Origin of the sequence: Paracoccus thiocyanatus (assembly GCF_900156255.1) — a bacterium.
In the GTDB taxonomy this organism is placed as follows: Bacteria; Pseudomonadota; Alphaproteobacteria; order Rhodobacterales; family Rhodobacteraceae; genus Paracoccus; species Paracoccus thiocyanatus.
Window position 1 is genome coordinate 71,101 of the sequence record NZ_FTMK01000008.1, and the last position, 21,806, is coordinate 92,906.

Annotated in this window: 24 protein-coding genes; 13 read left to right on the forward strand and 11 right to left on the reverse strand. The window is 68.3% G+C overall.

Annotated elements, in window-relative coordinates:
- Positions 1 to 45: 45 nt before the first annotated feature.
- A complete protein-coding gene (locus F3H32_RS08085) occupies positions 46 to 663 on the forward strand; it encodes a uracil-DNA glycosylase family protein (RefSeq protein ID WP_149765391.1) in 618 nt (205 codons plus the stop codon).
- Positions 647 to 1,399, forward strand: coding sequence for an SseB family protein (locus F3H32_RS08090; protein WP_149765392.1), 753 nt, complete (start codon positions 647 to 649; stop codon positions 1,397 to 1,399). The genes F3H32_RS08085 and F3H32_RS08090 overlap by 17 nt, the downstream gene beginning before the upstream one ends.
- Before the next feature lie 86 nt (positions 1,400 to 1,485).
- On the opposite strand, the gene F3H32_RS08095 is transcribed toward F3H32_RS08090, so the two are convergent.
- Positions 1,486 to 2,046, reverse strand: a complete 561-nt coding sequence (locus F3H32_RS08095; protein WP_149765393.1) for a YcbK family protein — start codon at positions 2,044 to 2,046, stop codon at positions 1,486 to 1,488.
- A gap of 346 nt (positions 2,047 to 2,392) precedes the next feature.
- On the opposite strand from F3H32_RS08095, the gene F3H32_RS08100 reads away from it, so the two are divergent.
- The 4 genes from F3H32_RS08100 to F3H32_RS08115 all read left to right on the forward strand — a co-directional run bounded on the left by F3H32_RS08100 (position 2,393) and on the right by F3H32_RS08115 (position 6,731).
- Positions 2,393 to 3,970 (forward strand): L,D-transpeptidase family protein, encoded by a 1,578-nt coding sequence (locus tag F3H32_RS08100; RefSeq protein ID WP_149765394.1) that lies wholly within the window; start codon positions 2,393 to 2,395, stop codon positions 3,968 to 3,970.
- Between the two features lie 26 nt (positions 3,971 to 3,996).
- Complete coding sequence (locus tag F3H32_RS08105; protein ID WP_149765395.1) at positions 3,997 to 5,091, forward strand: UDP-3-O-(3-hydroxymyristoyl)glucosamine N-acyltransferase; 1,095 nt, start codon at positions 3,997 to 3,999, stop codon at positions 5,089 to 5,091.
- A 45-nt stretch (positions 5,092 to 5,136) separates the two neighbouring features.
- Positions 5,137 to 5,397 (forward strand): acyl carrier protein, encoded by a 261-nt coding sequence (locus F3H32_RS08110; RefSeq protein WP_149765396.1) that lies wholly within the window; start codon positions 5,137 to 5,139, stop codon positions 5,395 to 5,397.
- Between the two features lie 125 nt (positions 5,398 to 5,522).
- Complete coding sequence (locus F3H32_RS08115; protein WP_149765454.1) at positions 5,523 to 6,731, forward strand: beta-ketoacyl-[acyl-carrier-protein] synthase family protein; 1,209 nt, start codon at positions 5,523 to 5,525, stop codon at positions 6,729 to 6,731.
- 115 nt (positions 6,732 to 6,846) lie between these two features.
- On the opposite strand, the gene F3H32_RS08120 is transcribed toward F3H32_RS08115, so the two are convergent.
- From F3H32_RS08120 to F3H32_RS08135, 4 genes are all read right to left on the reverse strand, one after another.
- Positions 6,847 to 8,073, reverse strand: coding sequence for an MFS transporter (locus F3H32_RS08120; protein WP_188128621.1), 1,227 nt, complete (start codon positions 8,071 to 8,073; stop codon positions 6,847 to 6,849).
- 9 nt (positions 8,074 to 8,082) lie between these two features.
- Positions 8,083 to 8,721 (reverse strand): bifunctional 4-hydroxy-2-oxoglutarate aldolase/2-dehydro-3-deoxy-phosphogluconate aldolase, encoded by a 639-nt coding sequence (gene eda / locus F3H32_RS08125; RefSeq protein WP_149765398.1) that lies wholly within the window; start codon positions 8,719 to 8,721, stop codon positions 8,083 to 8,085.
- A 181-nt stretch (positions 8,722 to 8,902) separates the two neighbouring features.
- On the reverse strand, positions 8,903 to 9,544 hold the full coding sequence (locus F3H32_RS08130; RefSeq protein ID WP_149765399.1) for a DUF1190 domain-containing protein: 642 nt from the start codon (positions 9,542 to 9,544) through the stop codon (positions 8,903 to 8,905).
- Positions 9,545 to 9,547: 3 nt separating this feature from the next.
- A complete protein-coding gene (locus F3H32_RS08135; protein WP_149765400.1) occupies positions 9,548 to 10,771 on the reverse strand; it encodes a glutathionylspermidine synthase family protein in 1,224 nt (407 codons plus the stop codon).
- Between the two features lie 192 nt (positions 10,772 to 10,963).
- On the opposite strand from F3H32_RS08135, the gene F3H32_RS08140 reads away from it, so the two are divergent.
- The 5 genes from F3H32_RS08140 (at position 10,964) to F3H32_RS08160 (ending at position 16,230) form a co-directional block, all read left to right on the forward strand.
- Positions 10,964 to 12,571 (forward strand): ABC transporter substrate-binding protein, encoded by a 1,608-nt coding sequence (locus F3H32_RS08140; protein WP_149765401.1) that lies wholly within the window; start codon positions 10,964 to 10,966, stop codon positions 12,569 to 12,571.
- A gap of 87 nt (positions 12,572 to 12,658) precedes the next feature.
- Positions 12,659 to 13,672 (forward strand): ABC transporter permease, encoded by a 1,014-nt coding sequence (locus tag F3H32_RS08145; protein ID WP_149765455.1) that lies wholly within the window; start codon positions 12,659 to 12,661, stop codon positions 13,670 to 13,672.
- The gene (gene nikC, locus F3H32_RS08150) at positions 13,669 to 14,577 is read left to right on the forward strand and encodes a nickel transporter permease (RefSeq protein ID WP_149765402.1); all 909 of its coding nucleotides are present in this window, start codon (positions 13,669 to 13,671) and stop codon (positions 14,575 to 14,577) included. The genes F3H32_RS08145 and nikC overlap by 4 nt, the downstream gene beginning before the upstream one ends.
- The gene (locus tag F3H32_RS08155) at positions 14,574 to 15,428 is read left to right on the forward strand and encodes an ABC transporter ATP-binding protein (protein ID WP_149765403.1); all 855 of its coding nucleotides are present in this window, start codon (positions 14,574 to 14,576) and stop codon (positions 15,426 to 15,428) included. The genes nikC and F3H32_RS08155 overlap by 4 nt, the downstream gene beginning before the upstream one ends.
- Positions 15,429 to 15,474: 46 nt before the next feature.
- A complete protein-coding gene (locus F3H32_RS08160) occupies positions 15,475 to 16,230 on the forward strand; it encodes an ABC transporter ATP-binding protein (protein WP_149765404.1) in 756 nt (251 codons plus the stop codon).
- Here F3H32_RS08160 and F3H32_RS08165 read toward each other — a convergent pair.
- The 5 genes from F3H32_RS08165 to F3H32_RS08185 all read right to left on the reverse strand — a co-directional run bounded on the left by F3H32_RS08165 (position 16,227) and on the right by F3H32_RS08185 (position 20,486).
- Positions 16,227 to 16,934, reverse strand: a complete 708-nt coding sequence (locus F3H32_RS08165; protein WP_149765405.1) for a VIT1/CCC1 transporter family protein — start codon at positions 16,932 to 16,934, stop codon at positions 16,227 to 16,229. The genes F3H32_RS08160 and F3H32_RS08165 overlap by 4 nt on opposite strands.
- Before the next feature lie 118 nt (positions 16,935 to 17,052).
- On the reverse strand, positions 17,053 to 17,886 hold the full coding sequence (locus F3H32_RS08170; protein WP_149765406.1) for a metal ABC transporter permease: 834 nt from the start codon (positions 17,884 to 17,886) through the stop codon (positions 17,053 to 17,055).
- Positions 17,886 to 18,746, reverse strand: coding sequence for a metal ABC transporter permease (locus F3H32_RS08175; RefSeq protein ID WP_223191384.1), 861 nt, complete (start codon positions 18,744 to 18,746; stop codon positions 17,886 to 17,888). The genes F3H32_RS08170 and F3H32_RS08175 overlap by 1 nt, the downstream gene beginning before the upstream one ends.
- Positions 18,743 to 19,609, reverse strand: a complete 867-nt coding sequence (locus tag F3H32_RS08180; protein ID WP_149765407.1) for a manganese/iron ABC transporter ATP-binding protein — start codon at positions 19,607 to 19,609, stop codon at positions 18,743 to 18,745. Before F3H32_RS08180 ends, F3H32_RS08175 begins: the two co-directional genes overlap by 4 nt.
- Positions 19,602 to 20,486 (reverse strand): metal ABC transporter substrate-binding protein, encoded by an 885-nt coding sequence (locus F3H32_RS08185; RefSeq protein ID WP_394349616.1) that lies wholly within the window; start codon positions 20,484 to 20,486, stop codon positions 19,602 to 19,604. Before F3H32_RS08185 ends, F3H32_RS08180 begins: the two co-directional genes overlap by 8 nt.
- Before the next feature lie 114 nt (positions 20,487 to 20,600).
- Here F3H32_RS08185 and F3H32_RS08190 point away from each other — a divergent pair, with 114 nt between their 5' ends.
- On the forward strand, positions 20,601 to 21,023 hold the full coding sequence (locus F3H32_RS08190; protein ID WP_149765409.1) for a Fur family transcriptional regulator: 423 nt from the start codon (positions 20,601 to 20,603) through the stop codon (positions 21,021 to 21,023).
- Complete coding sequence (locus F3H32_RS08195) at positions 21,020 to 21,409, forward strand: YigZ family protein (protein ID WP_188128623.1); 390 nt, start codon at positions 21,020 to 21,022, stop codon at positions 21,407 to 21,409. The genes F3H32_RS08190 and F3H32_RS08195 overlap by 4 nt, the downstream gene beginning before the upstream one ends.
- Here F3H32_RS08195 and F3H32_RS08200 read toward each other — a convergent pair.
- Positions 21,406 to 21,780, reverse strand: a complete 375-nt coding sequence (locus F3H32_RS08200) for a DUF2237 family protein (RefSeq protein ID WP_149765410.1) — start codon at positions 21,778 to 21,780, stop codon at positions 21,406 to 21,408. The two genes, F3H32_RS08195 and F3H32_RS08200, sit on opposite strands and share 4 nt — an antisense overlap.
- Positions 21,781 to 21,806: the final 26 nt, after the last annotated feature.

Here is a 21,806-nt window from a genome sequence, read left to right on the forward strand (position 1 = left end):
ACGCGGCATCTTTTCCGCGGCGGCCTGCATGCCTATTTGCGGGACATGCCCACCACGCCCAGCCTTTCGCGCGAAATCTCGGCCTGCCAGCTTTGCGCGCCGCGCTTTGCGCAGACCGCGACGCGGCACCGGCCGCGCCCCGTCACCTGGTTCCAGCCCGGTGCCCGCATCCTGATCGTCGGCCAGGCGCCGGGCATGCGCGTCCACGAGGCGGGCCGGCCCTTTGCCGATCGCTCGGGCCAGCGGCTGCGCGAGTGGATGGGCGTGACCGAGGCCCAGTTCTATGACCGCGCGCGGGTGGCGATCGTGCCGATGGCGTTTTGCTTTCCGGGCTATGACGCCAAGGGCTCGGACCTGCCGCCGCCGCCGATCTGCGCGCAGACCTGGCGCGCCCGCGTCATGGCCGAGTTGCGGCCGCGTCTGACGCTGCTGGTCGGCGGCCATGCGCAGCGCTGGCACCTGGGTCCGCCGGCGCGGGCCGGGGTGACAGCCACCGTCGCCGGCTGGCGCGATCATGCGCCGCATATCTTTCCCTTGCCTCATCCGTCCTGGCGCAATACCGCGTGGCTGCGGCGCAACCCCTGGTTCCAGACCGACCTGCTGCCGGAATTGCGCGCCGCTATTGCCGCCCAGTTGAGAGAAGCCGATGACACCGCTGGATGAAATCTGCCAGGTTCCCTTTCATCAGGCCGATGCGCCGGCGCGGGCCCGCATCCTGTCGCGCCTGGCCGATACCGAACTGTTCGCCGCGCTGCTGGCCGAACCGGCCGGGGATCGCGCCGAATTGCGGCTGTTCGACCTGGCCGAGGGCCGATTTGCCCTGGCCTGCGACCGCGAGGAGCGGCTGGCCGGCTTTGTGGGCGGCCCCGTGGCCTATGTCGCCCTGCCGGGCCGGGTGCTGGCCCGCGCCCTGGCCCAGGAAGGGCGCGGGCTTCTGGTCAATCCCGGCGATGTTTCGCAGCTGATGCTGGACGCGCAGACGCTGGGCTGGCTGGTGCAGGCGCTTGAGGCGCGCCCCGCCTTGGCCCGCGCCGAGATGGCGCGGCGGCTGGGCGCCCCTGCGCCAGATGCGGTTGCGCTGCTGGCCGAGCCGCTGGCGCAGCGGCTGGCCGACATGGCGGGGCTGGTCGGGCGGCTGGCGCTGGTCGCGGCCGAATGGCAGGACGGGCGCCAGGGACATGCGCTGATCCTTGCCGGGGTCGATCCGGCGCATGAGGATGCCGTGGCCAAGGCCCTTGCCGAATTGCTGGCCTTTCTGCCCGAGCTGCCCGGCGGCGTCGATATCGGTTTTTCCGGGGGCGACCTGCCGCGCGACGCCCTGGTCATCGAGCCGCCGCCCCCACCGCCCGCGCCCGAGCCGGTGCGCCGCGACCCCCAGGCCCCGCCCCGGCTGCGCTAGGGCGCGCAAGGCGGGCGTTGCGCAAACGAAAACCCGCCCCAAGGGGCGGGTCTTTGCGTGATCAGCAAAACTTGATCGGTCGCGAGTCAGGCGCCCCAATGCCGGATCGGGCCGCAGTCCATATGGACGAAGTTCGAGCGGGAATACTTGCCGACCCCGCCGCCTTGGCAAGCCGCGGCTGCCTTGTACATCTGCGAGACCGAGCGCGACTTGAGCCGCAGGTCCGCAGCCTTGCCCACCATGTGCAGCGAGTTCTTGGCCACGCCCGAGGACCGCGACCGCAGCATGGCATTGGTCTTGGGCGAGCGATAGCCCGACAGCATCATATAGGGTTCGTTGGTTTGCAGCAGCCGGTGCGAGGCTGCGGCGATGTCGATCGTGCGCGGATCGAAGCCAATGGCCTGGCCGGTTCGCCAGTCGCGCATGAAGATGTTGATTTCATTCAATGCGTCCCGGATATACTTGCCTTCGACCCAGTAGACCGTGTCGATGCTTTCGCCGGTGCGCCCTGAATACATGCGAATGCGGCGGATGCCGCCGGCACCTCGCAGCAGACCGAAGGCATTGGCCATAACCGGCGCAGCCGCCACCGAGGTCGCCGCAAAGACGCCAAGGACGCCCCGACGCGAGAGAGTTTCGAACGTCATGTCAGATCGCCTGTCCTGCTTTCTTTGTTTTGCCACCCGTTCAGCGGCCCGCTCCGGTTTAGCCGGAACCGGTTAAGACTATGTCACCGGCCCGAGAGTCGAGGGAAGCTTTTCGTTCCCGTTGCAGCAGGATTCCGCCCTGTTCGGCAAAAATCCGCCCATCCCCGCATGATTCGGAACCAACGCAAAGGATTTTTTGCGGCCGTGTTTGCGTTGCATCAGTGATGCAAGAAAAAACGCCCGCCGCTGGACCGGAATCGGGGCGGGTGCGAAAACTTGCCGCAGATGCAAAGGGAAGAAAACTGTGCGTGCTGCTGGTCTGATTCGTGTGCTGGTTGTCGCGGCCATGGCGGTTTGGTTCCCGGCGCTGGTCCAGGCGGGGAATGGCGTGCCCACGGCGGCGCCCCGGCTCAGCTTTACCGCGGATGAGATGCGGCTGGCCGAACAGGTCGCGGCCGATCCCGGCCTGGCGGATTTCTATGGCACGAACGGGCTGAAGCCGATCTTCACCGGCGCCCAGGGCGCGCCGCGCCGCGCGGCGCTGATCGCGGCGGTGGGGCAGGCGGCCGCGCATGGCCTGCCGCCGGGGCGCTATCGCCCGGCCGTGCTGCGCCGCCTGCACCGCGAAGGCGTCGACACCATGGCCAAGGAAGCCCGCTTTGCCCGCGCATTCGCGGATTGGAGCCGCGACGTCTCGGGCGGCATCCTTGAGCCGCAGCGGGTCGAGCCGGGGATCAAGCGCAAGGTGCAGCGGCCCCGCACCGGCGATCTGCTGCGGGCCTTTGCGGCAGCCGCCGATCCCGCCGCGATGCTGGACGGCCTGCCGCCGCAGGACCGCCGCTATGCGGCGCTGCGCGCGGCGCTGGCGCGCCAGTCGCGGCTGGACGCGCCCCCGGATGCGCCGCCGGTTCCCCAGGGCGTGTGGCGTGAAGGGATCGACGACCCGGCGGTCGCGGCGCTGCGGCGGCGGCTGGAGGCGATCGGCTTTGCCGCGCCGCCGCTGGACCATGCGCAAAGCTTCGACGCCCCGCTGGCGCGGGCGGTCGCCGCCTATCAGCAGGCGGCGGGGCTGCCCGCCGACGGTATCGCCGGGGCCCGCACGGTGGCGCGGCTCAACCGCGGCGCCGGTCCCGAAGCCGCGGCGATCCTGGTCGCGCTGGAGCGGATGCGCTGGATGCGCGGCCATGACCTGAACGCCCGCCATGTCTGGGTGAACCTGCCCGAATTCAACGTCCGCATCCATGAGAACGGCCAGGAGGTCTTCCAGACCCGCGTGGTCATCGGCAAGGCCGCCGCCGATTTCGAGACGCCCGAGTTCAGCGAGGCGATGCAATACATGGTGGTCAATCCGCGCTGGAACGTGCCCCGCTCGATCACCGTGCGGGAATACCTGCCGCGGCTGCAAGCCAATCGCCACGCGGTCGGCCATCTGGACGTGGTGGACGGGGCCGGCAATGTCATCCCCCGCGACCGCATCGACTTTCGCCAATACAGCGCCAAGACCTTTCCCTACCGGATGCGGCAAAAGCCCAGCGACGACAACGCGCTGGGGCAGGTCAAGTTCATGTTCCCGAACCCCTGGAACATCTATCTGCACGACACGCCCACCAAGCATCTCTTCAACCAGTCGAGCCGGGCCTATTCGCATGGCTGCATCCGCGTCGGGCGGCCCTTCGACCTGGCGCATGAATTGCTGAAGGGCCAGGTCGAAAGCCCCCAGGCGGTCTTTGCCAAGGCCCTTGAATCCGGGCGCGAGACCTATCTGAACCTGCGCCCGCCCGTGCCGGTGCATCTGGTCTATTTCACCGCCTTCCCCGACGAGACCGGGCAGATCCGCCGCTTTCCCGACATCTATGGCCGCGACGCAAGGATCCATGCGGCGCTGGTCCGCACCGCACTGGAATCCGGCGCCGCGGATGAATAGATGAACCCCAAGCAAAGGGGACAAGCATGACATTGACCATCGCCGAACTGGCCCGCGCGCTCGATGCCCGCCTTTGGGGCGACGGCAGCCTGACCGTCACCGGCGCGGCCGAGGCCGGGCAGGCCCGCCCCGACCAGATCGCGCTGGCGACCACCCCCGCCTATGCCGAGAAGCTGGCGCCGGGCGGCATGGCGCTTTTGGCCGAAGGGGCGGACCCCCAGGCGCTGGGGCTTGTCGCCGCGATCCTGGTCGGCCGGCCGCGGCTGGCCATGGCCGGGCTGACCCGCGCCTTTGATCCCGGCCCCGGCATCGCGCCCGGCATCCATCCCAGCGCGGTGATCGACCCGACGGCCGAACTGCCGCCGGATGCCGCCATCGGTCCCTTCGTCGTGATCGGGGCGCGGGTGCGGATCGGGGCGGGGGCGCGCATCGCCTCGCATGTCTCGATCGGCGCGGATACGGTGATCGGGTGCGACGCGCTGATCCATGCCGGCGTCCGCATCGCCCATGGCGTGACCATCGGCGACCGGGTCATCCTGAACCCCGGCGTTTCGCTGGGCGCGGACGGGTTTTCCTTTGTCACCCCCGAAAAGTCCGGGGTCGAGGAAATCCGGCATTCGCTGGGCGAGCGGGCAGAGATCCGCCAGCAGCACTGGACCCGCATCCATTCGCTGGGCGGGGTCGAGATCGGCGACGATGTCGAGATCGGCGCCAATTCCACCGTGGACCGCGGCACCATCCGCGCCACCCGCATCGGCCGCGGCACCAAGCTCGACAACCTGGTGCAGGTCGGCCACAACTGCCTGGTGGGCGAGGATTGCCTGCTTTGCGGCCTGGTCGGCATCGCCGGCTCGGCGCGGATCGGCAACCGTGTGGTGCTGGGCGGGCAGGTCGGCGTTTCGGACAACATCTTTGTCGGCGACGACGTGATCGCGGGCGGCGCGACCAAGATCTTCACCAACGCCCCCGCCGGCCGGGTGCTGCTGGGCAGCCCCGCGGTCAAGATGGAGGCGCATGTCGAGGCGCAAAAGAACATCCGTCGCCTGCCACGGCTTTACGCGCAGGTGGCCGAGCTTCGCGAAACTGTTAAGAAATTGCTCGACAAGGGCGGCGAGGAATAGCATTCCCGCGGGCATCGCCCCTGACGGGACAGAACGGAGGCCGAGATGACAGAAATCCGCGATCGCATCATTCAGATCATCGCCGAACAGGCGATGCTGGACCCGTCCGAGCTGAAGCCCGAGGTGTCGCCCCAGGAAATCGGCATCGACAGCCTGGGCCTGGTCGAGTCGATCTTTGCCATCGAGGAAGCCTTCGACATCTCGGTTCCCTTCAACGCCAACGAGCCCGAGAAATCCGATTTCGACATATCGAGCCTCGGCGCGATCATCGGCGCCGTGGAAAAGCTGGTCGCCGAAAAGGCATGAACGCCAAGAAGAACAAGGGCGAGAAGCCGCCTAAATCCGGACGCAAGCCCGGCAAGGTCAAGACCGCGACCAAGATCGCCCGCACCATGCTGGGCCGGGTCATCATGGGCCGGCACGCCAACGGCATGCGCCGCGTCGCCATCACCGGCATGGGCACGGTCAACGCGCTTGGCCGCGACGTGCCCACGACGCTGGAGGCGATGCGCGAGGGGCGCTGCGGCATCGGCTCGCTGGAGTTTCGCGATGTCGAGCGGCTGGCGATCCGCATCGGCGGCCAGGTCCGCGACTGGGAGGCCGAGACCTATTTCAACCGCCAGCAGATCGTCCTTTACGACAAGTTCACCCAGTTCACCCTGCTCGCCGCGCGCGAGGCGGTGACGCAGTCGGGCCTGGTCTTCGAGGGAGAGCTGGGCCTGCGCTCGGGCGTGGTGCTGGGCACCGCAGCGGGCGGCATGAACACCTGGGACGAGAATTACCGCACCGTCTACGAAGAGGGCAAGAACCGCGTTCACCCCTTCGTCGTGCCCCGGCTGATGAACAACGCGGCCTGTTCGCATCTTAGCCTGGAATACGGGCTGCTGGGGCCCAGCTTCACCGTGGCCACCGCCTGCGCCAGTTCCAACCACGCGATGGGCATGGCCTTCAACATGGTGCGCTCGGGCGCCGCGACGGTCATGCTGACCGGCGGGTCCGAGGCGATGCTGTGCTTTGGCGGCGTCAAGGCATGGGAGGGGCTGCGCGTCATGTCCAAGGATGCCTGCCGCCCGTTCTCGGCCACCCGCAACGGCATGGTCCAGGGCGAGGGGGCGGGCGTCTTCGTCTTCGAGGATTGGGAACACGCCACGGCGCGCGGCGCCGACATCCTGGCCGAGGTGGTGGGGTTCGCCATGTCGGCCGATGCGCAGGACATCGTCATGCCTTCGGCCATCGGCGCGGAACGCACCATCACCGGCGCCATGCTGGACGCGCATATGCGCCCCGACGAGGTCGGCTATATCAACGCCCATGGCACCGGCACGGCGGCGAACGACAAGACCGAATGCGCCGCCGTCGCCCATGCCTTCGGCCATCACGCCGACCGGCTGATGATCTCGTCCACCAAGTCCATGCATGGCCATCTGATCGGCGGCACCGGCGCGGTCGAGCTGCTGGCCTGTATCATGGCGCTGCGCGACGGCGTCATTGCCCCCACCATCGGCTATGAAGAGTTCGACCCCGAATGCGCGCTGGACGTGGTGCCGAACGAAGCGCGCGACGCCAGGGTCGATGCGGTATTGTCCAACGCCTTCGCCTTTGGCGGGCTGAATGCGGTGATCGCGCTGCGCAAGGTCTAGGGCCGGGGACCGGGCTGCCGGTCGCCTTATCCCGGCTTGATACGGGCGGCGGTCTTGCGCAGGATCGGGGCGGGACCGCGCGCGCCCCGGCCTTTGCGTCCGACCCGGCCCGGCTTCAGCGCGCCAGGTCCTTGGGCCGCAGCATCAGCCACAAAAGCGCGCCGCCCGCCAGCACCAGGAACGGCAGCATGGCCAGGTTCACCGCGCTCCACCCCGCCTGGGCCGAGCCGCCCAGGCAGTTCATCAGCCCGCCCGAGGACAGCGAGGCCAGGAAGACGCCGCCAAAGACGATGGCGTCGTTCAGGCCCTGCACCCGCTCGCGCTCTTCGGGGCGATAGGCGCGGGTCAGCATGGCGGTGGCGCCGATATAGCCGAAGTTCCAGCCCAGCCCGAGCAGGATCATGGCGATGTAGAAATGCGCAAGATCCACGCCCGACAGCGCCACCGCCCCGGCGCCGGCCAGGATGACCAGGCCCACCATGACGATGCGCGCCGCGCCGAAGCGGGCGATCAGGTGGCCGGTAAAGAACGAGGGCGCGAACATCGCCAGCACATGGCCCGAGACGATATTGGCCGCATCCCCGGTGCCGAAGCCGCAGCCCACCACGGCGAGCGGCGCCGAGGTCATCACCAGGTTCATCAGCGCATAGGAAACCATGCCGCAGATGATCGCGACGGCGATCTGCGGCACGCGCAAAAGCTCGGCCAGCGGCCGGCCCTCGGAATGGCCGGCGGCGCGGGCGGGCGGGCGCGGAATGTCGAGAAAGGCGAAAAGCACCGGCCCCAGCAGGTTCAGCCCGATGATCGCCGCATAGGTGGCAAGAAAGGGGATGGCGGTCACATCGGCCGTCAGCCGCACCAGCAGCGGGCCGGTAAAGGCGGCGGCCAGCCCGCCCGCCAGCACCCAGGAAATGGCGCGCGACTGGAACTGGGGCGGGGCGCAATCGGTGGCGGCAAAGCGATAGAAGCCCTGCGCCGCCATATAAACCCCGGTCAGCAGCGCGCCCGCGGTGAACAGCCAGAAGCTGCCCGCGGCCAGCGCATAGGCCGAAACCGCCGCCCCCAGCGCGGCCGAGCCGCAGGAAAGCAGGAATCCCGCCTGCCGCCCGTGCCGGCGCATGAAGCCCGAAAGCGGCCGCGCCGACAGCGCCGAGCCCAGGATCAGCACCGATAGCGGCAGGGTGGCGATGCAGGGATTGGGGCTGAGCATCTGGCCGGCCAGCCCGCCGACGATGAAGATCATCGACATCTGCGCCCCCAGCACCGCCTGCGCCAGCAAAAGCACGATGACATTGCGCCAGGCGCGGCGCATCGCGTCGGGTTCGGTCGCGGCCGTCATCATCGGCAGCCCTCAGCGCAAGGCGGCTGCGGCGTGGGCGCGGCCCCTGATCGCAGCCCAGTCGCCGGCTGCGACATCGGCATCGGGGGCGATCCAACTGCCGCCGACACAGACCACGTTCGGCAAGGCCAGATAGTCCGGGGCGTTCTGCAAGGTCACGCCGCCGGTCGGGCAGAAGCTGGCCTGCGGCAGCGGCCCGGCCAGGGATCTGAGCGATTTTGCCCCGCCCGCCGCCTCGGCCGGGAAGAATTTCAGCATGGAATAGCCCAGCTCCATCGCCCGCATCACCTCGGACGCGGTGGCGGCGCCGGGCAGAAGCGGCAGGCCGATGTCTTCGCAGGCCCGCGCCAGCCGCTCGGTCAGGCCGGGCGAGACGGCGAAGCTGGCGCCGGCATCGCGTGCGCGCTTGGCGTCATCCGGGGTCAGCACCGTGCCGGCGCCGACATGGCCGCCCGGCACCTGGGCCATCGCGCGGATCACGTCGAGGGCCGCGGGGGTGCGCAACGTCACTTCGAGCACCGGCAGCCCGCCCGAAACCAGCGCCGTCGCCAGTCCCTGGGCACAGCCGGCGTCGCCCACCACCAGGACCGGGATCACCGGGGCCAGTTCGCAAAGCGCGCGGGTCTTGTGGGACTGTTGTTCGGGGGTCATGGCGGGACTCGTGGTTGCGGACAGGTCGCGGCAAGTTGCGCTTTTCCACGCGGCTGCGCAAGGGTGCCGGTTAGCGTTAACTTGCCGCGGCAAACCTGCTTTGGCGACAGGGGGCTGTCTGCCCCCTCTTGCGGCTGCGCCGCAATTCACCCCCGAGGATATTTCAGCACGAAAGAAGCCGTCAGCCGCCGAAACTGCTGCGCCCGCCCGAGCGCGCGGTGGCCGATGCGCCGAAGCCGCCGCGCTGGCTGACCTGGGCGGCCGACATCGGCGGCTTGCCGATGGTCGAGGGCGCCCGCTGGAAGGACGCGGCCGGCACCTTGCCCGCGCCGCGATTGCTGGCGAAGCTTTGGTCGCCCTTGGGCGTCGAATAGCGCCCGTCGGCGGTGTTGACCATCGGCTGCGAGAAGATGCCGCCGCCCCGCGACAGCATCGAGCCCATCATGTAGCCCACCAGCAGCGGCATGAAGGAAAAGCCGCCGCCCGAGCCCTGGGCCTGCTGTTCCTGGGCCGGGTCGCCGCCGCAATTGCCGACGCCATGTTCCTGTTCGCACAGTTCCTTGGATTCGTAGCGCGGCGCGGTTTCCAGGAATTCCTGCTGGGCGGCGGCGAAGTTCTGGCGGCAGTCGTCCTCGGTGAACCACAGGCTTTCCTGCTTGCTGGCGGCGATGCAGCTTTCCAGGTCGGGAAAGCTTTGCGCGTCCACGCGGTCGTCCTCGCAGGCGGCCAGCGCCAGGGTCGCGGTTCCGGCCAGCACCAGCGCGACATGGCGCGAGCGTTTGCGGGCGGGGCGTTGGCGTTCGGGGGGTTGGCGTTCGGTCATGGATCAGCCCTCGATGAAATGCGGCTTGAAGCGCGACAGGTTGTGGGTGATGGGCGAGCGGTCTTCGCGCAGGCCGAGGCCGCAGCAGGTTTCGCCCACGATCCAGGCGCCCAGCACCGGATGGAAGCCGCCGAAATCCGGCAGCCGGGCCAGGCCCTGCACGATCATCGGGTGGTGCGAATAGCTGTCGTCGCCGGTGCGCGCCACCTCGCGGCCGCCTTCATGGATCACCACCCCCGCACCTTCGCGCGAGAAGATCGGCTTGGTCACATGGCCTTGCGCCAGCGCGTCGCGCGCGGCCTCGAAGCCCTGGGCCACCCCGGCGGCGGGGGTGCCGCCCGCCAGCGCCTCTTGCACATCGGCCAGGAAGAAGGCGGGCAGCAGGTTCGGATGGCCGGGAAACATCTGCCACAGAAGCGGCAGGATCGCCTTGTTCGACAGGACGGCTTTCCAGGGCGGCTCGATGAAACGGGTGCCCGAGCCTTGCAGGTGCCGGGCGAAGTCGTCGCGCAGCATGTCTTCCCAGGGGTAGAGCTTGAAGAGCGTGCCGATGACGCGGGACTGGTCGTCGGCGAATTGCCCATCCTGGGTCAGGCCGATCTGGGACAGCGCGGTGAAATGCGCGCCCAGGCCCGCTTCGCGCGCGGCCCAGGCCAGGGTCTCGACGGTGGCGTAATCCTCGGGGTTCTGGGGGTCGGCGGTGAAATGCACCTCTTCGCCGTCGCCGCAGGTCTGGGTCCAGCGCGCCACGATGGCTTCGTGGATGCCGTTGAACTGGTCGGTTTCGCCATCCAGCACGCCTGCGGCGCGCTGCTCCTCGAACCACAGCCATTGGAAGCTGGCGGATTCGTAAAGCGAGGTCGGCGTGTCGGCATTGTATTCCAGCAGCTTGGCCGGACCCTGTCCGTCATAGGCCAGGTCCATGCGGCCATAGAGTTCCGGCTCGCCCCGCGCCCAGCTTGCCGCCACCAGATCCCAATGCTCTGGCGGGATTTCAAGTCGGGCGAGCCAGGCTTCGTCGCGCACCGCGCGGTCCACCGCCTCGCGGCACATGGCATGCAGTTCGGTCGCGGGGGCTTCGATATCCTGCTCGATCTGGCGCAGGGTGAAGCAATAGGCGCTGGTTTCGTCCCAATAGGGCTCTCCGCCCATGTCGGCGAAGGTGAAGCCCAGTTCCTGCGCCTTGTCGCGCCAGCCGGGCCGCTCGGGCAGAGTGCGTTTTTCCATGGTTTCTCCTTGCTGTCCGAGATAGGACGGCCCTGCGGCCCGGCGCAAGGCTTGGGCGGCGATTTTCCGGGGCCTGCCGCCGGATGGTGCGCCGCAGGCCACGCGGGGCTTGCGACGCGGCCGGCTTCGCGCCAATCTGCTGCCATACCAGGCCCCGCAAGCGACGGGGCGGGACAACAGGGATGATCAATCATGCAGAACCGCTTTCCGCTTCGCGCGCTGTTTCTGGCCTCGGCCATCGGGGTGGCCGCGCCGCTTTCCATGTCCGCGGCCTGGGCCGAGACCCCGGCCGGCACCTTGGTGATCGCCCATCAGATCGACGACATCATCAGCCTGGACCCCGGCCAGAGCTTCGAGTTTTCCGGCCAGGACGTGGTGCGCAACCTTTACGACCGGCTGGTCGATTTCGACCCGCTGGACCTGAAGGCCGGCATCAAGCCCAGCCTGGCCCAAGGCTGGGAGGTCAGCGAGGACGGCAAGACCATCACCCTGACCATGCGCGACGGCGTGACGTTCCATTCCGGCAACCCGGTGCGGGCCGAGGATGCGGCCTGGTCGTTGCAGCGGGCCGTCAAGCTGAACAAGTCGCCGGCCTTCATCCTTAACCAGTTCGGCTTTACCGCTGAAAACGTGGACGAGCGCGTGAGTTTCGACGGCAACCGGGTGATCCTGCAACTGGACCAGCCCTATGCGCAAAGCTTCGTGCTGAACTGCCTGGCCTCGGAAGTCGGCTCGGTCATCGACAAGGAAACCGTCCTGGGCCATGCCGAGGGCGAGGATTTCGGCAATGCCTGGCTTTCGACCAACGACGCGGGATCGGGACCCTTCACGCTGGCCGCATGGCGGCCGAACGAGGCGGTGCAACTGGCCGCCTATGCCGATTACTGGCAGGGTGCCCCGGCGATGGCGCGGGTGATCGTGCGCCATGTCCAGGAAAGCAGCGCCCAGCGGCTGCTGCTGGAACAGGGCGATATCGACGTGGCGCGCAACCTGACGCCCACCGATGTCGAAGGCATCACCGGCAACGAGGCGGTGAAGGTCACGGACGAGCTGCGCGGCCGCATCCTTTATATGGGGCTGAGCCAAAAGGACCCGCTGCTGTCGCAGCCGGCCATGATCGAGGCGATGAAATACCTGATTGACTACAAGGGGATGGAGGCAAGCTTCCTGAAGGGTCAATGGAAGGTGCATCAGAATTTCCTGCCCGAAGGCTATCTGGGCGGATCGGACGAAAACCCCTGGACCTATGACATCGAGAAAGCCCGCCAGATCCTGGGCGATGCCGGTATCACCTCGGGCACGGTCACGACCGTCGTGCGCGACATCCGCGAATATCTGGACGTGGCCCAGACGCTACAGGCCGCCATGGCGCAGGTCGGGCTGACGCTGGAGATCCAGCAGATGACCGGGGCGCAGGTGCTTGACGCCTATCGCGCGCGGCAGGTGCCGGTCTTTATCGGCGAATGGGGGCCGGACTATGCCGACCCGCACACCAATGCCTCGACCTTTGCCCATAATCCGAACAATGCCGACGATGCGGGCCTGTCGCAACTGGCCTGGCGCAATAGCTGGGCCGTGCCGGAAGAGATGAACCAGGCGGTCGAGGCGGCGACGCTGGAAGGCGATACCGACAAGCGGGTGCAGATGTATCTGGACATCCAGAAAGACTATCGCGAGATCGCCCCCATCATCCCCATGTTCCAGAAGATCGAACAGGCGGCCATGCAGCAGAATGTCCAGAACTGGACTTCGGGCGGTTCGGTCAGTTCGGTCATGTATCGCCAGGTGACAAAGGAATAGGGCGTGGCCCAGCCCGATATCCTGGGCCAGCCGGGGCAGGGCGGGCCGGTGCCGGCCGGCCATCGGCCGGGGGCCGGCGGCGCGCGGCTGCGCCGCCGCCTGCGCAGCCTTGGCGGCATCCTGCTGTCGCTGGCGCTGACGCTGCTGGGCCTGCTGCTGGTCACTTTCGTCATCGGCCGCATCATGCCGATCGACCCGGTGCTGAAGGTGGTGGGCGAGCGCGCGACCCAGGCGCAATATGACGCGGCCTATCAGGTCATGGGGCTGGACAAGCCGATCTGGCAGCAATTCCTGCGCTACATGGCCGAGGTGCTGCGCGGCGATTTCGGCCGCTCGATCTCGACCGGGCATGCGGTGGCGCAGGATCTGCTGCGGGTGTTCCCGGCGACGCTGGAACTGGCGATGCTGGGCACGCTGATCGGCGTCTGCGTGGGCGTGCCGCTGGGCGTGATCGCCGCCGCGCGGCGGGGCGGCTGGCTTGACCAGATCGCCCGCGTGGTGGCGCTGGTGGGCTATTCCATGCCGATCTTCTGGCTGGGGCTGATGGGGCTTTTGCTGTTCTACGGCATCCTCGGCTGGGTCGGCGGGCCGGGGCGACAGGGCATCATCCATGACGGCATGGTGCCGACCGTGACCGGGCTGATCCTGGTCGACAGCCTGATGGCCGGCGACTGGGCCGCGTTTCGCGACGCCTTCAGCCATATCGTGCTGCCGGCCAGCCTGCTTGGCTATTTCAGCCTGGCCTATATCAGCCGCATGACCCGCAGCTTCATGCTGGAACAGCTTTCGGCGGAATATGTGGTGACTGCCCGCGTCAAGGGCCTGTCCGAGCGCCGGGTGATCTGGACCCATGCCTTTCGCAACATCCTGGTGCCGCTGATCACGGTGATCGCGCTCAGCTTCGGCTCGCTGCTGGAAGGCTCGGTGCTGACCGAAATCGTGTTCTCCTGGCCCGGCATCGGCCAATACATCACCAAGGCGCTGCTGGCCGGCGACATGAACGCGGTGCTGGGCGGCACGGTGGTGATCGGCACCTGTTTCGTGGCGCTGAACCTGCTGTCCGACATCCTTTACCGGCTGCTGGACCCGAGGGCGAGATGACCGAGATGACCACGCGCGCATGGCTTTTGTCCGACGCGCCGCAGACAAGGCGGCAGGCGCGGCTGGGGGCGCTTTACCAGGGCTGGCTGACCTTTCGCGCCAACCGGCTGGCGATGGTGGGGCTGGCGATCCTGGTCCTGTTGGTGCTGGTCGCCGCCTTCGCGCCCTGGATCGCGCCGCAAAACCCCTTTGCCCAGGATCTGGCCCAGCGGCTGCAACCGCCTTCGGCCAGCCATTGGCTGGGCACCGACGCGCTGGGACGCGACATCCTGTCGCGGCTGATCCACGGCTCGCGGGTGACGCTGTTCATCGTCGGCACCGTGGCGCTGATCGCGCCGGTGATCGGGCTTTTCGTCGGCACGGTGGCGGGCTTTGCCGGCGGCTGGGTGGACCAGGTGCTGATGCGCATCACCGACATCTTCCTGGCCTTTCCCAAGCTGATCCTGGCGCTGGCCTTCGTCGCGGCGCTTGGCCCCGGCATCGGCAATGCGGTGCTGGCGCTGGCCGTCACCTCGTGGCCGCCCTATGCGCGGCTGGCGCGGGCCGAGACGCTGACCATCCGCCGCGCCGACTATATCGCCGCGGCCCGGTTGCAGGGCGCGGGGCCCTTGCGGCTGCTGATCGGCCATGTCTGGCCGCTTTGCGTCAGTTCGCTGATCGTGCGCGCGGCGCTGGACATGGCGGGGATCATCCTTTCCGCCGCGGGGCTGGGCTTCCTGGGCCTGGGCGCGCAACCGCCGATGCCGGAATGGGGGGCGATGATCTCGGACGGGCGCAGCTATATCCTGGATTTCTGGTGGGTCGCGGCCATGCCGGGCCTGGCGATCTTTGTCGTGTCTCTGGCCTTCAACCTGCTGGGCGACGGGCTGCGCGACGTGCTGGACCCAAAGGAAGGGCCGCGATGACCCCGCTGCTTTCGGTCCAGAACCTGCGCGTCGGCTTTCCGACCCGCTCGGGCCTGTTCCAGGCGGTCCGCGGCGTCAGCTTCGACCTTGGCCGCGAACGGCTGGGCGTGGTCGGGGAAAGCGGCTCGGGCAAGTCGATGACCGGCCGCGCCATCCTGGGCCTGGTGCGCCCGCCGGGGCGGGTAACGGCCGATCGCCTGGACCTCGACGGCGAGCCGATCCTGAACCTGCCGGAATCGCGCATGCGCCGGCTGCGCGGCGCGCGCATCAGCATGGTGATGCAGGATCCCAAGTTCAGCCTGAACCCGGTGATGACCGTCGGCCGCCAGATCGCCGAGGGCTACCGGCTGCATACCGGCACCAGCCGCGCCCAGGCCCGCGCCAAGGCGCTGGAGATGCTGGCGGCGGTGCAGATCCACGACCCCGAGCGGGTATTTGACGCCTATCCGCACGAAGTTTCGGGCGGCATGGGCCAGCGGGTCATGATCGCGATGATGCTGGCCCCGGACCCGCAGGTGCTGATCGCGGACGAGCCCACCTCGGCCCTTGACGTCTCGGTCAGGAACGAGGTGCTGCGCATCCTGGACCGGCTGGTCTCGGCCCGCGGCATGGGGCTGATCTTCATCAGCCACGACCTGAACCTGGTGGCGCAGTTCTGCGACCGCGTGCTGATCATGTATGCCGGCCGCGTGGTCGAGGAATTGCCCGCCCGCGACCTGCACGCCGCGAAACACCCCTATACCCAGGGCCTCCTGGACAGCCTGCCACGCCTGGACCGCCCGGTCGAACGGCTCGCCACCCTGCAAAGGCAGGCAGGCTGGCGCGACGCCCCGGAGGAGGGAACCCCATGATGGCCCTTCACCGTTTTCCAAATACTCATCCGCCCCGGTGCCGCCCATGCTGACGGTCGAGGATCTGGATGTCTGGTTCGGCCATGCGCCCGAACGCGTCGATGCGGTGAAATCGGCAAGCTTCGCCGTCCGGCAGGGCGAAAGCTTCGGCCTTGTCGGCGAAAGCGGCTCGGGCAAGTCCACGATCCTGCGCGCCGTCGCCGGGCTTGTCGACACATGGTCGGGCCGCATCAAGGTCGGGGGCGAAACCGTTGCCGGCCGCCATCGCTCGCGCGGGTTCCACAAGACCGTGCAGATGGTGTTCCAGGACCCCTATGCCAGCCTGCATCCCCGCCATTCCGTGGATCGGGTGCTGTCGGAAACCCTGCATCTGCAAGGAATGGTCGGGATCGACGCCCGCATCACCCGGCTTCTGGACCAGGTCGGGCTGGGGCGGGGCTTTCGCTTTCGCTACCCGCACCAGCTTTCGGGCGGCCAGCGCCAGCGCGTCGCCATCGCCCGCGCGCTTGCGGCCGAGCCGAAACTCCTGCTGCTTGACGAACCCACCTCGGCGCTGGATGTCAGCGTGCAGGCCGAGATCCTGAACCTGCTTTGCGACATCCGGGCCGAACGCGGGCTGACCTATGTGATGGTCAGCCACGACCTGGCGGTGGTGGCGCATATGTGCGACCGGCTGGCAGTCATGCGCCAGGGCCGGATCGTCGAGGACATGGACGCGGCCGGGCTGCGCGCCGGCCGGGCACAGGGGGATTACGCCCGCAAGCTGATCGCGGCCAGCACCCGCTATGTCCGCGAAGCCTAGACCGCGACGCCGAAGATCTTGCCGATCCCCGCCGTGACCGCCAGGGCAAAGATGCCGCCCGTCACCACCCGCAGGATGGCCCGGCCGGGCGGGGCGCCGCCGGCCCAGGCCCCCAGCGCCCCCAGCACCGCCAGGGCCACCACGACCGCAACCAGCACGCTGGCCACGACCTGGCCCCCCGGCGCAAGCACCGCCGCCAGCAGCGGCACCGCCGCCGCGATGCTGAAGGTCGCGGCCGAGGCCAGCGCCGCTTGCAGCGGATTGGCGTTCGACGCCTCGCTCAGCCCCAGCTCGTCGCGCACATGCGCGGCCAGCGCGTCGTGGCGGCTGACCTCGCGCGCGGCCTGCAAGGCGGTCGCGGGGGTCATGCCGCGGGTTTCGTAGATCGCCGCCAGCTCGCGCAACTCCGCCTCGGGCATGTCGCGCAGGGCGGCGGTCTCGCGGGCGATATCGGCGCGCTCGGTATCGGATTGCGAACTGACCGAGACATATTCGCCCATGGCCATGGACATCGCCCCGGCCGCCAGCCCGGCCAGGCCCGCGACCATGATCGCGTCCCGCCCCGGTCCGGCGGCGGCGACGCCCACGATCAGCGCCCCGGTCGAGACGATGCCGTCATTGGCCCCCAGCACCGAGGCGCGCAGCCACCCCATGCGGCTGACATAATGCGGATCGTCGGGATGGGCGCTGGGTTGCTGGGTCATCCGGGCCTTCGGCTGCTGCTTGGCCGACAGCTTAGCCGCGCGCGTGGCTTTTGCCAGCCTTGCCGCCAGCCTGCGACATTGTCACGCTGCGCCGCGCGCGCGCGCCCCAGGCCCCGGCCTAACCCGTCGCGCCCTGCGCCCGGCGGGTGGCGATGCTGCGCCACAAAAAGGCCAGCACGAAAAGCGCGGTCAGGACCAGGACGATGGTGGGCGCGGGCGCGCTGTCCAGCCAGAAGCTGGCCCAGACCCCGCCGATGGCGCCGAATGCCGCGACGCCGACCGCCGTGGCCAGCATCGCCGGCAGACGCCGCGTGACCAGAAAGGCCACCGCCCCCGGCGCGATCAGCAGCGCCACGGCCAGGATGATGCCCACGGAACTGAGCATGGCGACCACCGTGGCCGAGATCATGGCCAAAAGCCCGTGGTTCAGCACCGCCAGCGCCAGCCCCGACACCCGCGCCTGCACCGGGTCAAAGGCCAGCAGCGCGAAATCGCGCCATTTCAGCACCAGCACCAGCCCGACCAGCGCCGAGATGCCGCCGGCCAGGCGCAGGTCGTCGGCGCCGATGCCCAGCATGTTGCCAAACAGGATATGGTCCAGATGCAGTTCGGTCGGCACGGCGGTGTAAAGCACCACCCCCAGGGCGAACATGCCCGACATGACCACCCCCAGCACGGTATCGGCCTTGACGCGGCTGTTGCCTTGGATCCAGCCGGTCAGTGCGGCGCAGCCAAGCCCGGCGACAAATGCCCCCAGGATCAGCGGCAGCCCCGCGACATAGGCCAGCACCACGCCGGGCAGCACCGCGTGACTGATCGCATCGCCCATCAGCGACCAGCCCCTGAGCACCAGGAAGCAGGACAGAAGCCCTGCCGGCAGGGCGATCATCAGCCCGATCAACGCCGCATCGCGCATGAAGGGAAAGGAAAACGGCAGCAGCAGCCAATCCATCACCCGGCCTCCTGCAAGGCAGCGCGGGCGCGGCGGCGGGCGGCCAGCAGCCCGTGCTTGGGCGCCAGCAGGAATGCCGCCAGGAAGATCAGCGTTTGCAGGCAGACGATCACGCCTCCGGTCGCGCCGTCCAGGAAGAACGAGACATAGGCGCCGATGGCCGAGGTGATCGAGCCGATCGCCACCGACAGCAGGATCAGCCGCGGAAAGCGGTCGGTCAGCAGATAGGCGGTGGCGCCGGGCGTCACCACCAGCGCCACGACCAGGAAGGCGCCGACGGTCTGCATCGCCGCCACCGTGCAGGCCGACAGCAGGGTAAAGAACAGCACCTTCAGCCCCTGCGGGTTCAGCCCGATGGTGCGGGCATGGCTTTCGTCGAAAAAGACCACCATCAGGTCGCGCCATTTCGCCGTCAGCACCAGCGCCGAGATGCCGCCGATCAGCGCCAGTTGCAGCGTATCGCCCGGCGTGATCGCGAGGATATTGCCCATGGTGATGGTCTGCACCGAAACCGCCATCGGGTTCAGCGACACCATGAACAGCCCCAGCCCGAAAAACCCGGTAAAGATCAGGCCGATGATCGCATCCTCGCGCAGCCCGGTGCGCTTGTTCAGAAACAGCATGGTCAGCGCCGCGAGCCCCCCCGACAGGAACGCCCCCAGCGCAAAGGGCAGGCCCAGCATATAGGCGCCGGCGACGCCCGGCACGATGGAATGCGACAGCGCGTCGCCGATCAGCGACCAGCCCTTGAGCATCAGATAGGCCGACAGGAAGGCGCAGACCCCGCCGACCAGCGCCGACACCCAGATCGCATCCGTCATGTAGCCGTATTCAAAGGGGACAAGCAGGGTCTGGATCATTCCCGCCCCGCCTCTTCGCGGGCGCTGCGCTGCTTGTCGTCGTAAAAGACCAGCGGGCGCTCGTCATCCGACAGCACGGTCAGGCCGCGCGGATCGTCGTCGTCGTGCAGGTGCCGCGGACCCAGCACGAAATGCCGCAGCACGCCGCCAAAGGCCAGGCGCAGGTTGTCGGGGGTGAACACCTCGGCCGTAGGGCCATGGGCCAGGACGGTGTTCTTCATCAGCACAACCTGGTCGCAATATTCCGGCACCGAGCCCAGGTCGTGGGTCGAAACCAGCATCACCCGCCCTTCGTCGCGCATCTGCTGCAACAGCGCGATGATGGCGGATTCGGTCTGGACGTCGACGCCGGTGAACGGCTCGTCCAGCAGGATGACCGAGGCGCCTTGCGCCAGCGCGCGGGCCAGGAAGACGCGCTTCTTCTGGCCGCCCGAAAGCTCGCCGATCTGGCGGCGGCGGAAGTCCTGCATGTTCACCCGCGCCAGCGCCTCGTCCACCGCGCGGCGATCCTGGGCGCGCGCCCGGCGCAGGAAGCCCATATGGCCATAGCGGCCCATCATCACCGCGTCCTCGACCAGCACCGGAAAGGTCCAGTCCACCTCTTCGGCCTGGGGGACATAGGCGACCAGGTTGCGGCGCAGCGCCTGCGGCACGGTCAGGCCCAGCACCCGCACCTTGCCGGCGGCGGCCGGGACAAATCCCATCAACGCCTTGAACAGCGTCGATTTTCCCGATCCGTTCACCCCCACCAGCGCCGTGACCGAGCCTTGCGGCACCGTGAAGCTGGCGTCGCGCAGCGCGGTGAAGCCGTTGCGATAGGCCACGGTCAGGCCCGAGACCTCGATGCCCAGGGCGTCAGCCATCGGACAGCCCCCTGACGATGGTTTCGCAGGTCACGCGAAGCAGGTCCAGATAGGTCGGCACCGGCCCGTCCGGGCCCGACAGGCTGTCCACGTAAAGCACGCCGCCATAGCGCGCCCCGGTCTCGGCCGCGATCTGTTTCGCCGGGCGGTCGGACACGGTGCTTTCCGAAAACACCACCGGGATCTTGTGCTGCCTGATCGCATCGACCACGCGGCGCACCTGCTGGGGCGTGCCTTGCGCATCGGCATTGATCGGCCACAGGAACAGTTCGTTCAGGCGGAAATCCCGCGCCAGATAGGAAAACGCCCCCTCTGACGTGACCAGCCAGCGCCGCCCCTCGGGCAGGGCGCGGGCGGCGTCGCGCAAGGGGCCGATGGTGCGGGCGACCTGCCCCTTGTAGCGGCCGGCATTGGCGCGATAGGCACCTTCGCCCTGGGGGTCGGCCTGGGACAGGGCGGCAGCGATATTGTCCACATAGACCAGCGCCGTATCCAGCGCCATCCAGGCATGCGGGTTGGGCTTGCCGTCGTAATGCCCGCCCGCGATCGGCATGGGCGCGATCCCATCGGTCAGCGTCGCCGAAGGCATGTCATCCAGGTTGCGCAGGAACTGTTCGAACCACAGTTCCAGGTTCAGCCCGTTGCGCAGGACCAGGCTGGCGTCGCGGGCGCCGATCAGGTCGCTGGGGGTGGGTTCGTAATTGTGGATCTCGGCCCCCGGCTTGGTGATCGAGACCACCTCGGCCCGCTCGCCCGCCACGTTGCGCGCCATGTCGGCCAGGATGGTAAAGGTGGTGGCTACCTTCAGCCGGCCGCCCTGGGCCAGGGCCGGGCGGGAGGCCAGGGCGGGCGCGGCCAGCCCGGCGCATGCCGCCATCAGGAATGTTCTGCGCTTCATCATCCGATCCTTTTCGCTGTTCCGTTTATCTGCGAACGATTCTCAACTGTCAAGTCAGTTGCAATTTATTCGCATCTGGGCGAGAAAACCGGCATGGAGATCGAGAGCCGCGCCCAAGCCTTTGAAGACGCGCTGCGCCGGGCCGGCGTGCGCATCACCCGCCAGCGGGCGGCTTTGCTGCGGGTGCTGGCGGCGGCCGGGGATCATCCCGATGCGACGCAATTGCACCAGCGCGCCACGGCGGAAGGGGCGGGGGTGTCGCTGGCGACGGTCTATCGCACCCTCGCCGCGCTCAACGCGCAGGGCGTGATCCAGAAGCTGGAATTCGAGGGCGAGCCGGCGCGGTTCGAACCCGCCGACGGCAGCCATCACGATCACATGATCGACGTCGAGACTGGCGAGGTGATGGAGTTCGTCAACGAGCGCATCGAGCGCCTGCAAGCCGAGATCGCGGCCGAGATGGGCTATGAGATCGTCCGCCACCGGCTGGAACTTTACGTTCGGCGCCGGCGATGAGCCTGGCGGTCTTTGACAAGATCATCTCGGATCGCGGATCGCGCTATGCGGTTTCCGGCGGGCCGGCGCGCACCCGCGCCGAGGCCCAGGCGCTACTGGTCGAGTTGAAGCGCAACAAGCGCTTCGCCAAGGCCACGCATCATAGTTGGGCCGCGGTCCTGTCCGGCGAGGCCATGCGCGACGACGACGGCGAAAGCGGCGCCGGCCAGATCATCTTGCAGATGCTGGAACGCGCCGGGCTAAGCGATCACATGGTGATTGTCACGCGCTGGTATGGCGGCAAGCATCTGGGCGGCGACCGCTTTCGCCATGTCGCGGGCGCGGTGCGGCATTACCTGGCGCAGACCGGCTTGGCGCAGGGTGGCCTGGGGCAGGACGGGCGCTAGGTCGCGGGCCCGGCCGCATGGGTGCGCAGCAGTTCCAGCGGCACGATGTCCAGCGTGCGGGCATGGGTGGCCTTTAGCACGACCTGGGGCGCGGCGAATTCCTGCGCCGCTTGCAGGAAGCGCGCGGCGCAAAGGCACCAGCGGTCGCCAGGTTTCAGCCCCGGAAAACGGAACTCGGGCCGCGGCGTGCTAAGGTCGTTGCCCAGGTATTTCGACAGCGCCAGGAACTCGGCGGTGACGATGACGCAGACGGTATGCCGGCCGCGATCCTCGGGGCCGGTATTGCAGTAACCATCGCGGAAAAAGCCGGTCAGCGGCGCGGTCGAACAGGTTTCCAGCTTGCCGCCAAGGACGTTGAGCGCGGGGTCCATCTGGGATCTCCTTGGGATGCCATGGT

Excerpts from the sequence above, each read along its gene's own strand:
- F3H32_RS08085 (WP_149765391.1), top strand. The coding sequence starts at position 46 with ATGCCCACCACGCCCAGCCTTTCGCGCGAAATCTCGGCCTGCCAGCTT.
- F3H32_RS08090 (WP_149765392.1), top strand. The coding sequence starts at position 647 with ATGACACCGCTGGATGAAATCTGCCAGGTTCCCTTTCATCAGGCCGAT.
- F3H32_RS08095 (WP_149765393.1), bottom strand. The coding sequence starts at position 2,046 with ATGACGTTCGAAACTCTCTCGCGTCGGGGCGTCCTTGGCGTCTTTGCG.
- F3H32_RS08100 (WP_149765394.1), top strand. The coding sequence starts at position 2,393 with ATGGCGGTTTGGTTCCCGGCGCTGGTCCAGGCGGGGAATGGCGTGCCC.
- F3H32_RS08105 (WP_149765395.1), top strand. The coding sequence starts at position 3,997 with ATGACATTGACCATCGCCGAACTGGCCCGCGCGCTCGATGCCCGCCTT.
- F3H32_RS08110 (WP_149765396.1), top strand. The coding sequence starts at position 5,137 with ATGACAGAAATCCGCGATCGCATCATTCAGATCATCGCCGAACAGGCG.
- F3H32_RS08115 (WP_149765454.1), top strand. The coding sequence starts at position 5,523 with ATGCGCCGCGTCGCCATCACCGGCATGGGCACGGTCAACGCGCTTGGC.
- F3H32_RS08120 (WP_188128621.1), bottom strand. The coding sequence starts at position 8,073 with ATGATGACGGCCGCGACCGAACCCGACGCGATGCGCCGCGCCTGGCGC.
- eda (WP_149765398.1), bottom strand. The coding sequence starts at position 8,721 with ATGACCCCCGAACAACAGTCCCACAAGACCCGCGCGCTTTGCGAACTG.
- F3H32_RS08130 (WP_149765399.1), bottom strand. The coding sequence starts at position 9,544 with ATGACCGAACGCCAACCCCCCGAACGCCAACGCCCCGCCCGCAAACGC.
- F3H32_RS08135 (WP_149765400.1), bottom strand. The coding sequence starts at position 10,771 with ATGGAAAAACGCACTCTGCCCGAGCGGCCCGGCTGGCGCGACAAGGCG.
- F3H32_RS08140 (WP_149765401.1), top strand. The coding sequence starts at position 10,964 with ATGCAGAACCGCTTTCCGCTTCGCGCGCTGTTTCTGGCCTCGGCCATC.
- nikC (WP_149765402.1), top strand. The coding sequence starts at position 13,669 with ATGACCGAGATGACCACGCGCGCATGGCTTTTGTCCGACGCGCCGCAG.
- F3H32_RS08155 (WP_149765403.1), top strand. The coding sequence starts at position 14,574 with ATGACCCCGCTGCTTTCGGTCCAGAACCTGCGCGTCGGCTTTCCGACC.
- F3H32_RS08160 (WP_149765404.1), top strand. The coding sequence starts at position 15,475 with ATGCTGACGGTCGAGGATCTGGATGTCTGGTTCGGCCATGCGCCCGAA.
- F3H32_RS08165 (WP_149765405.1), bottom strand. The coding sequence starts at position 16,934 with ATGACCCAGCAACCCAGCGCCCATCCCGACGATCCGCATTATGTCAGC.
- F3H32_RS08170 (WP_149765406.1), bottom strand. The coding sequence starts at position 17,886 with ATGGATTGGCTGCTGCTGCCGTTTTCCTTTCCCTTCATGCGCGATGCG.
- F3H32_RS08175 (WP_223191384.1), bottom strand. The coding sequence starts at position 18,746 with ATGATCCAGACCCTGCTTGTCCCCTTTGAATACGGCTACATGACGGAT.
- F3H32_RS08180 (WP_149765407.1), bottom strand. The coding sequence starts at position 19,609 with ATGGCTGACGCCCTGGGCATCGAGGTCTCGGGCCTGACCGTGGCCTAT.
- F3H32_RS08185 (WP_394349616.1), bottom strand. The coding sequence starts at position 20,486 with ATGGCGGCATGCGCCGGGCTGGCCGCGCCCGCCCTGGCCTCCCGCCCG.
- F3H32_RS08190 (WP_149765409.1), top strand. The coding sequence starts at position 20,601 with ATGGAGATCGAGAGCCGCGCCCAAGCCTTTGAAGACGCGCTGCGCCGG.
- F3H32_RS08195 (WP_188128623.1), top strand. The coding sequence starts at position 21,020 with ATGAGCCTGGCGGTCTTTGACAAGATCATCTCGGATCGCGGATCGCGC.
- F3H32_RS08200 (WP_149765410.1), bottom strand. The coding sequence starts at position 21,780 with ATGGACCCCGCGCTCAACGTCCTTGGCGGCAAGCTGGAAACCTGTTCG.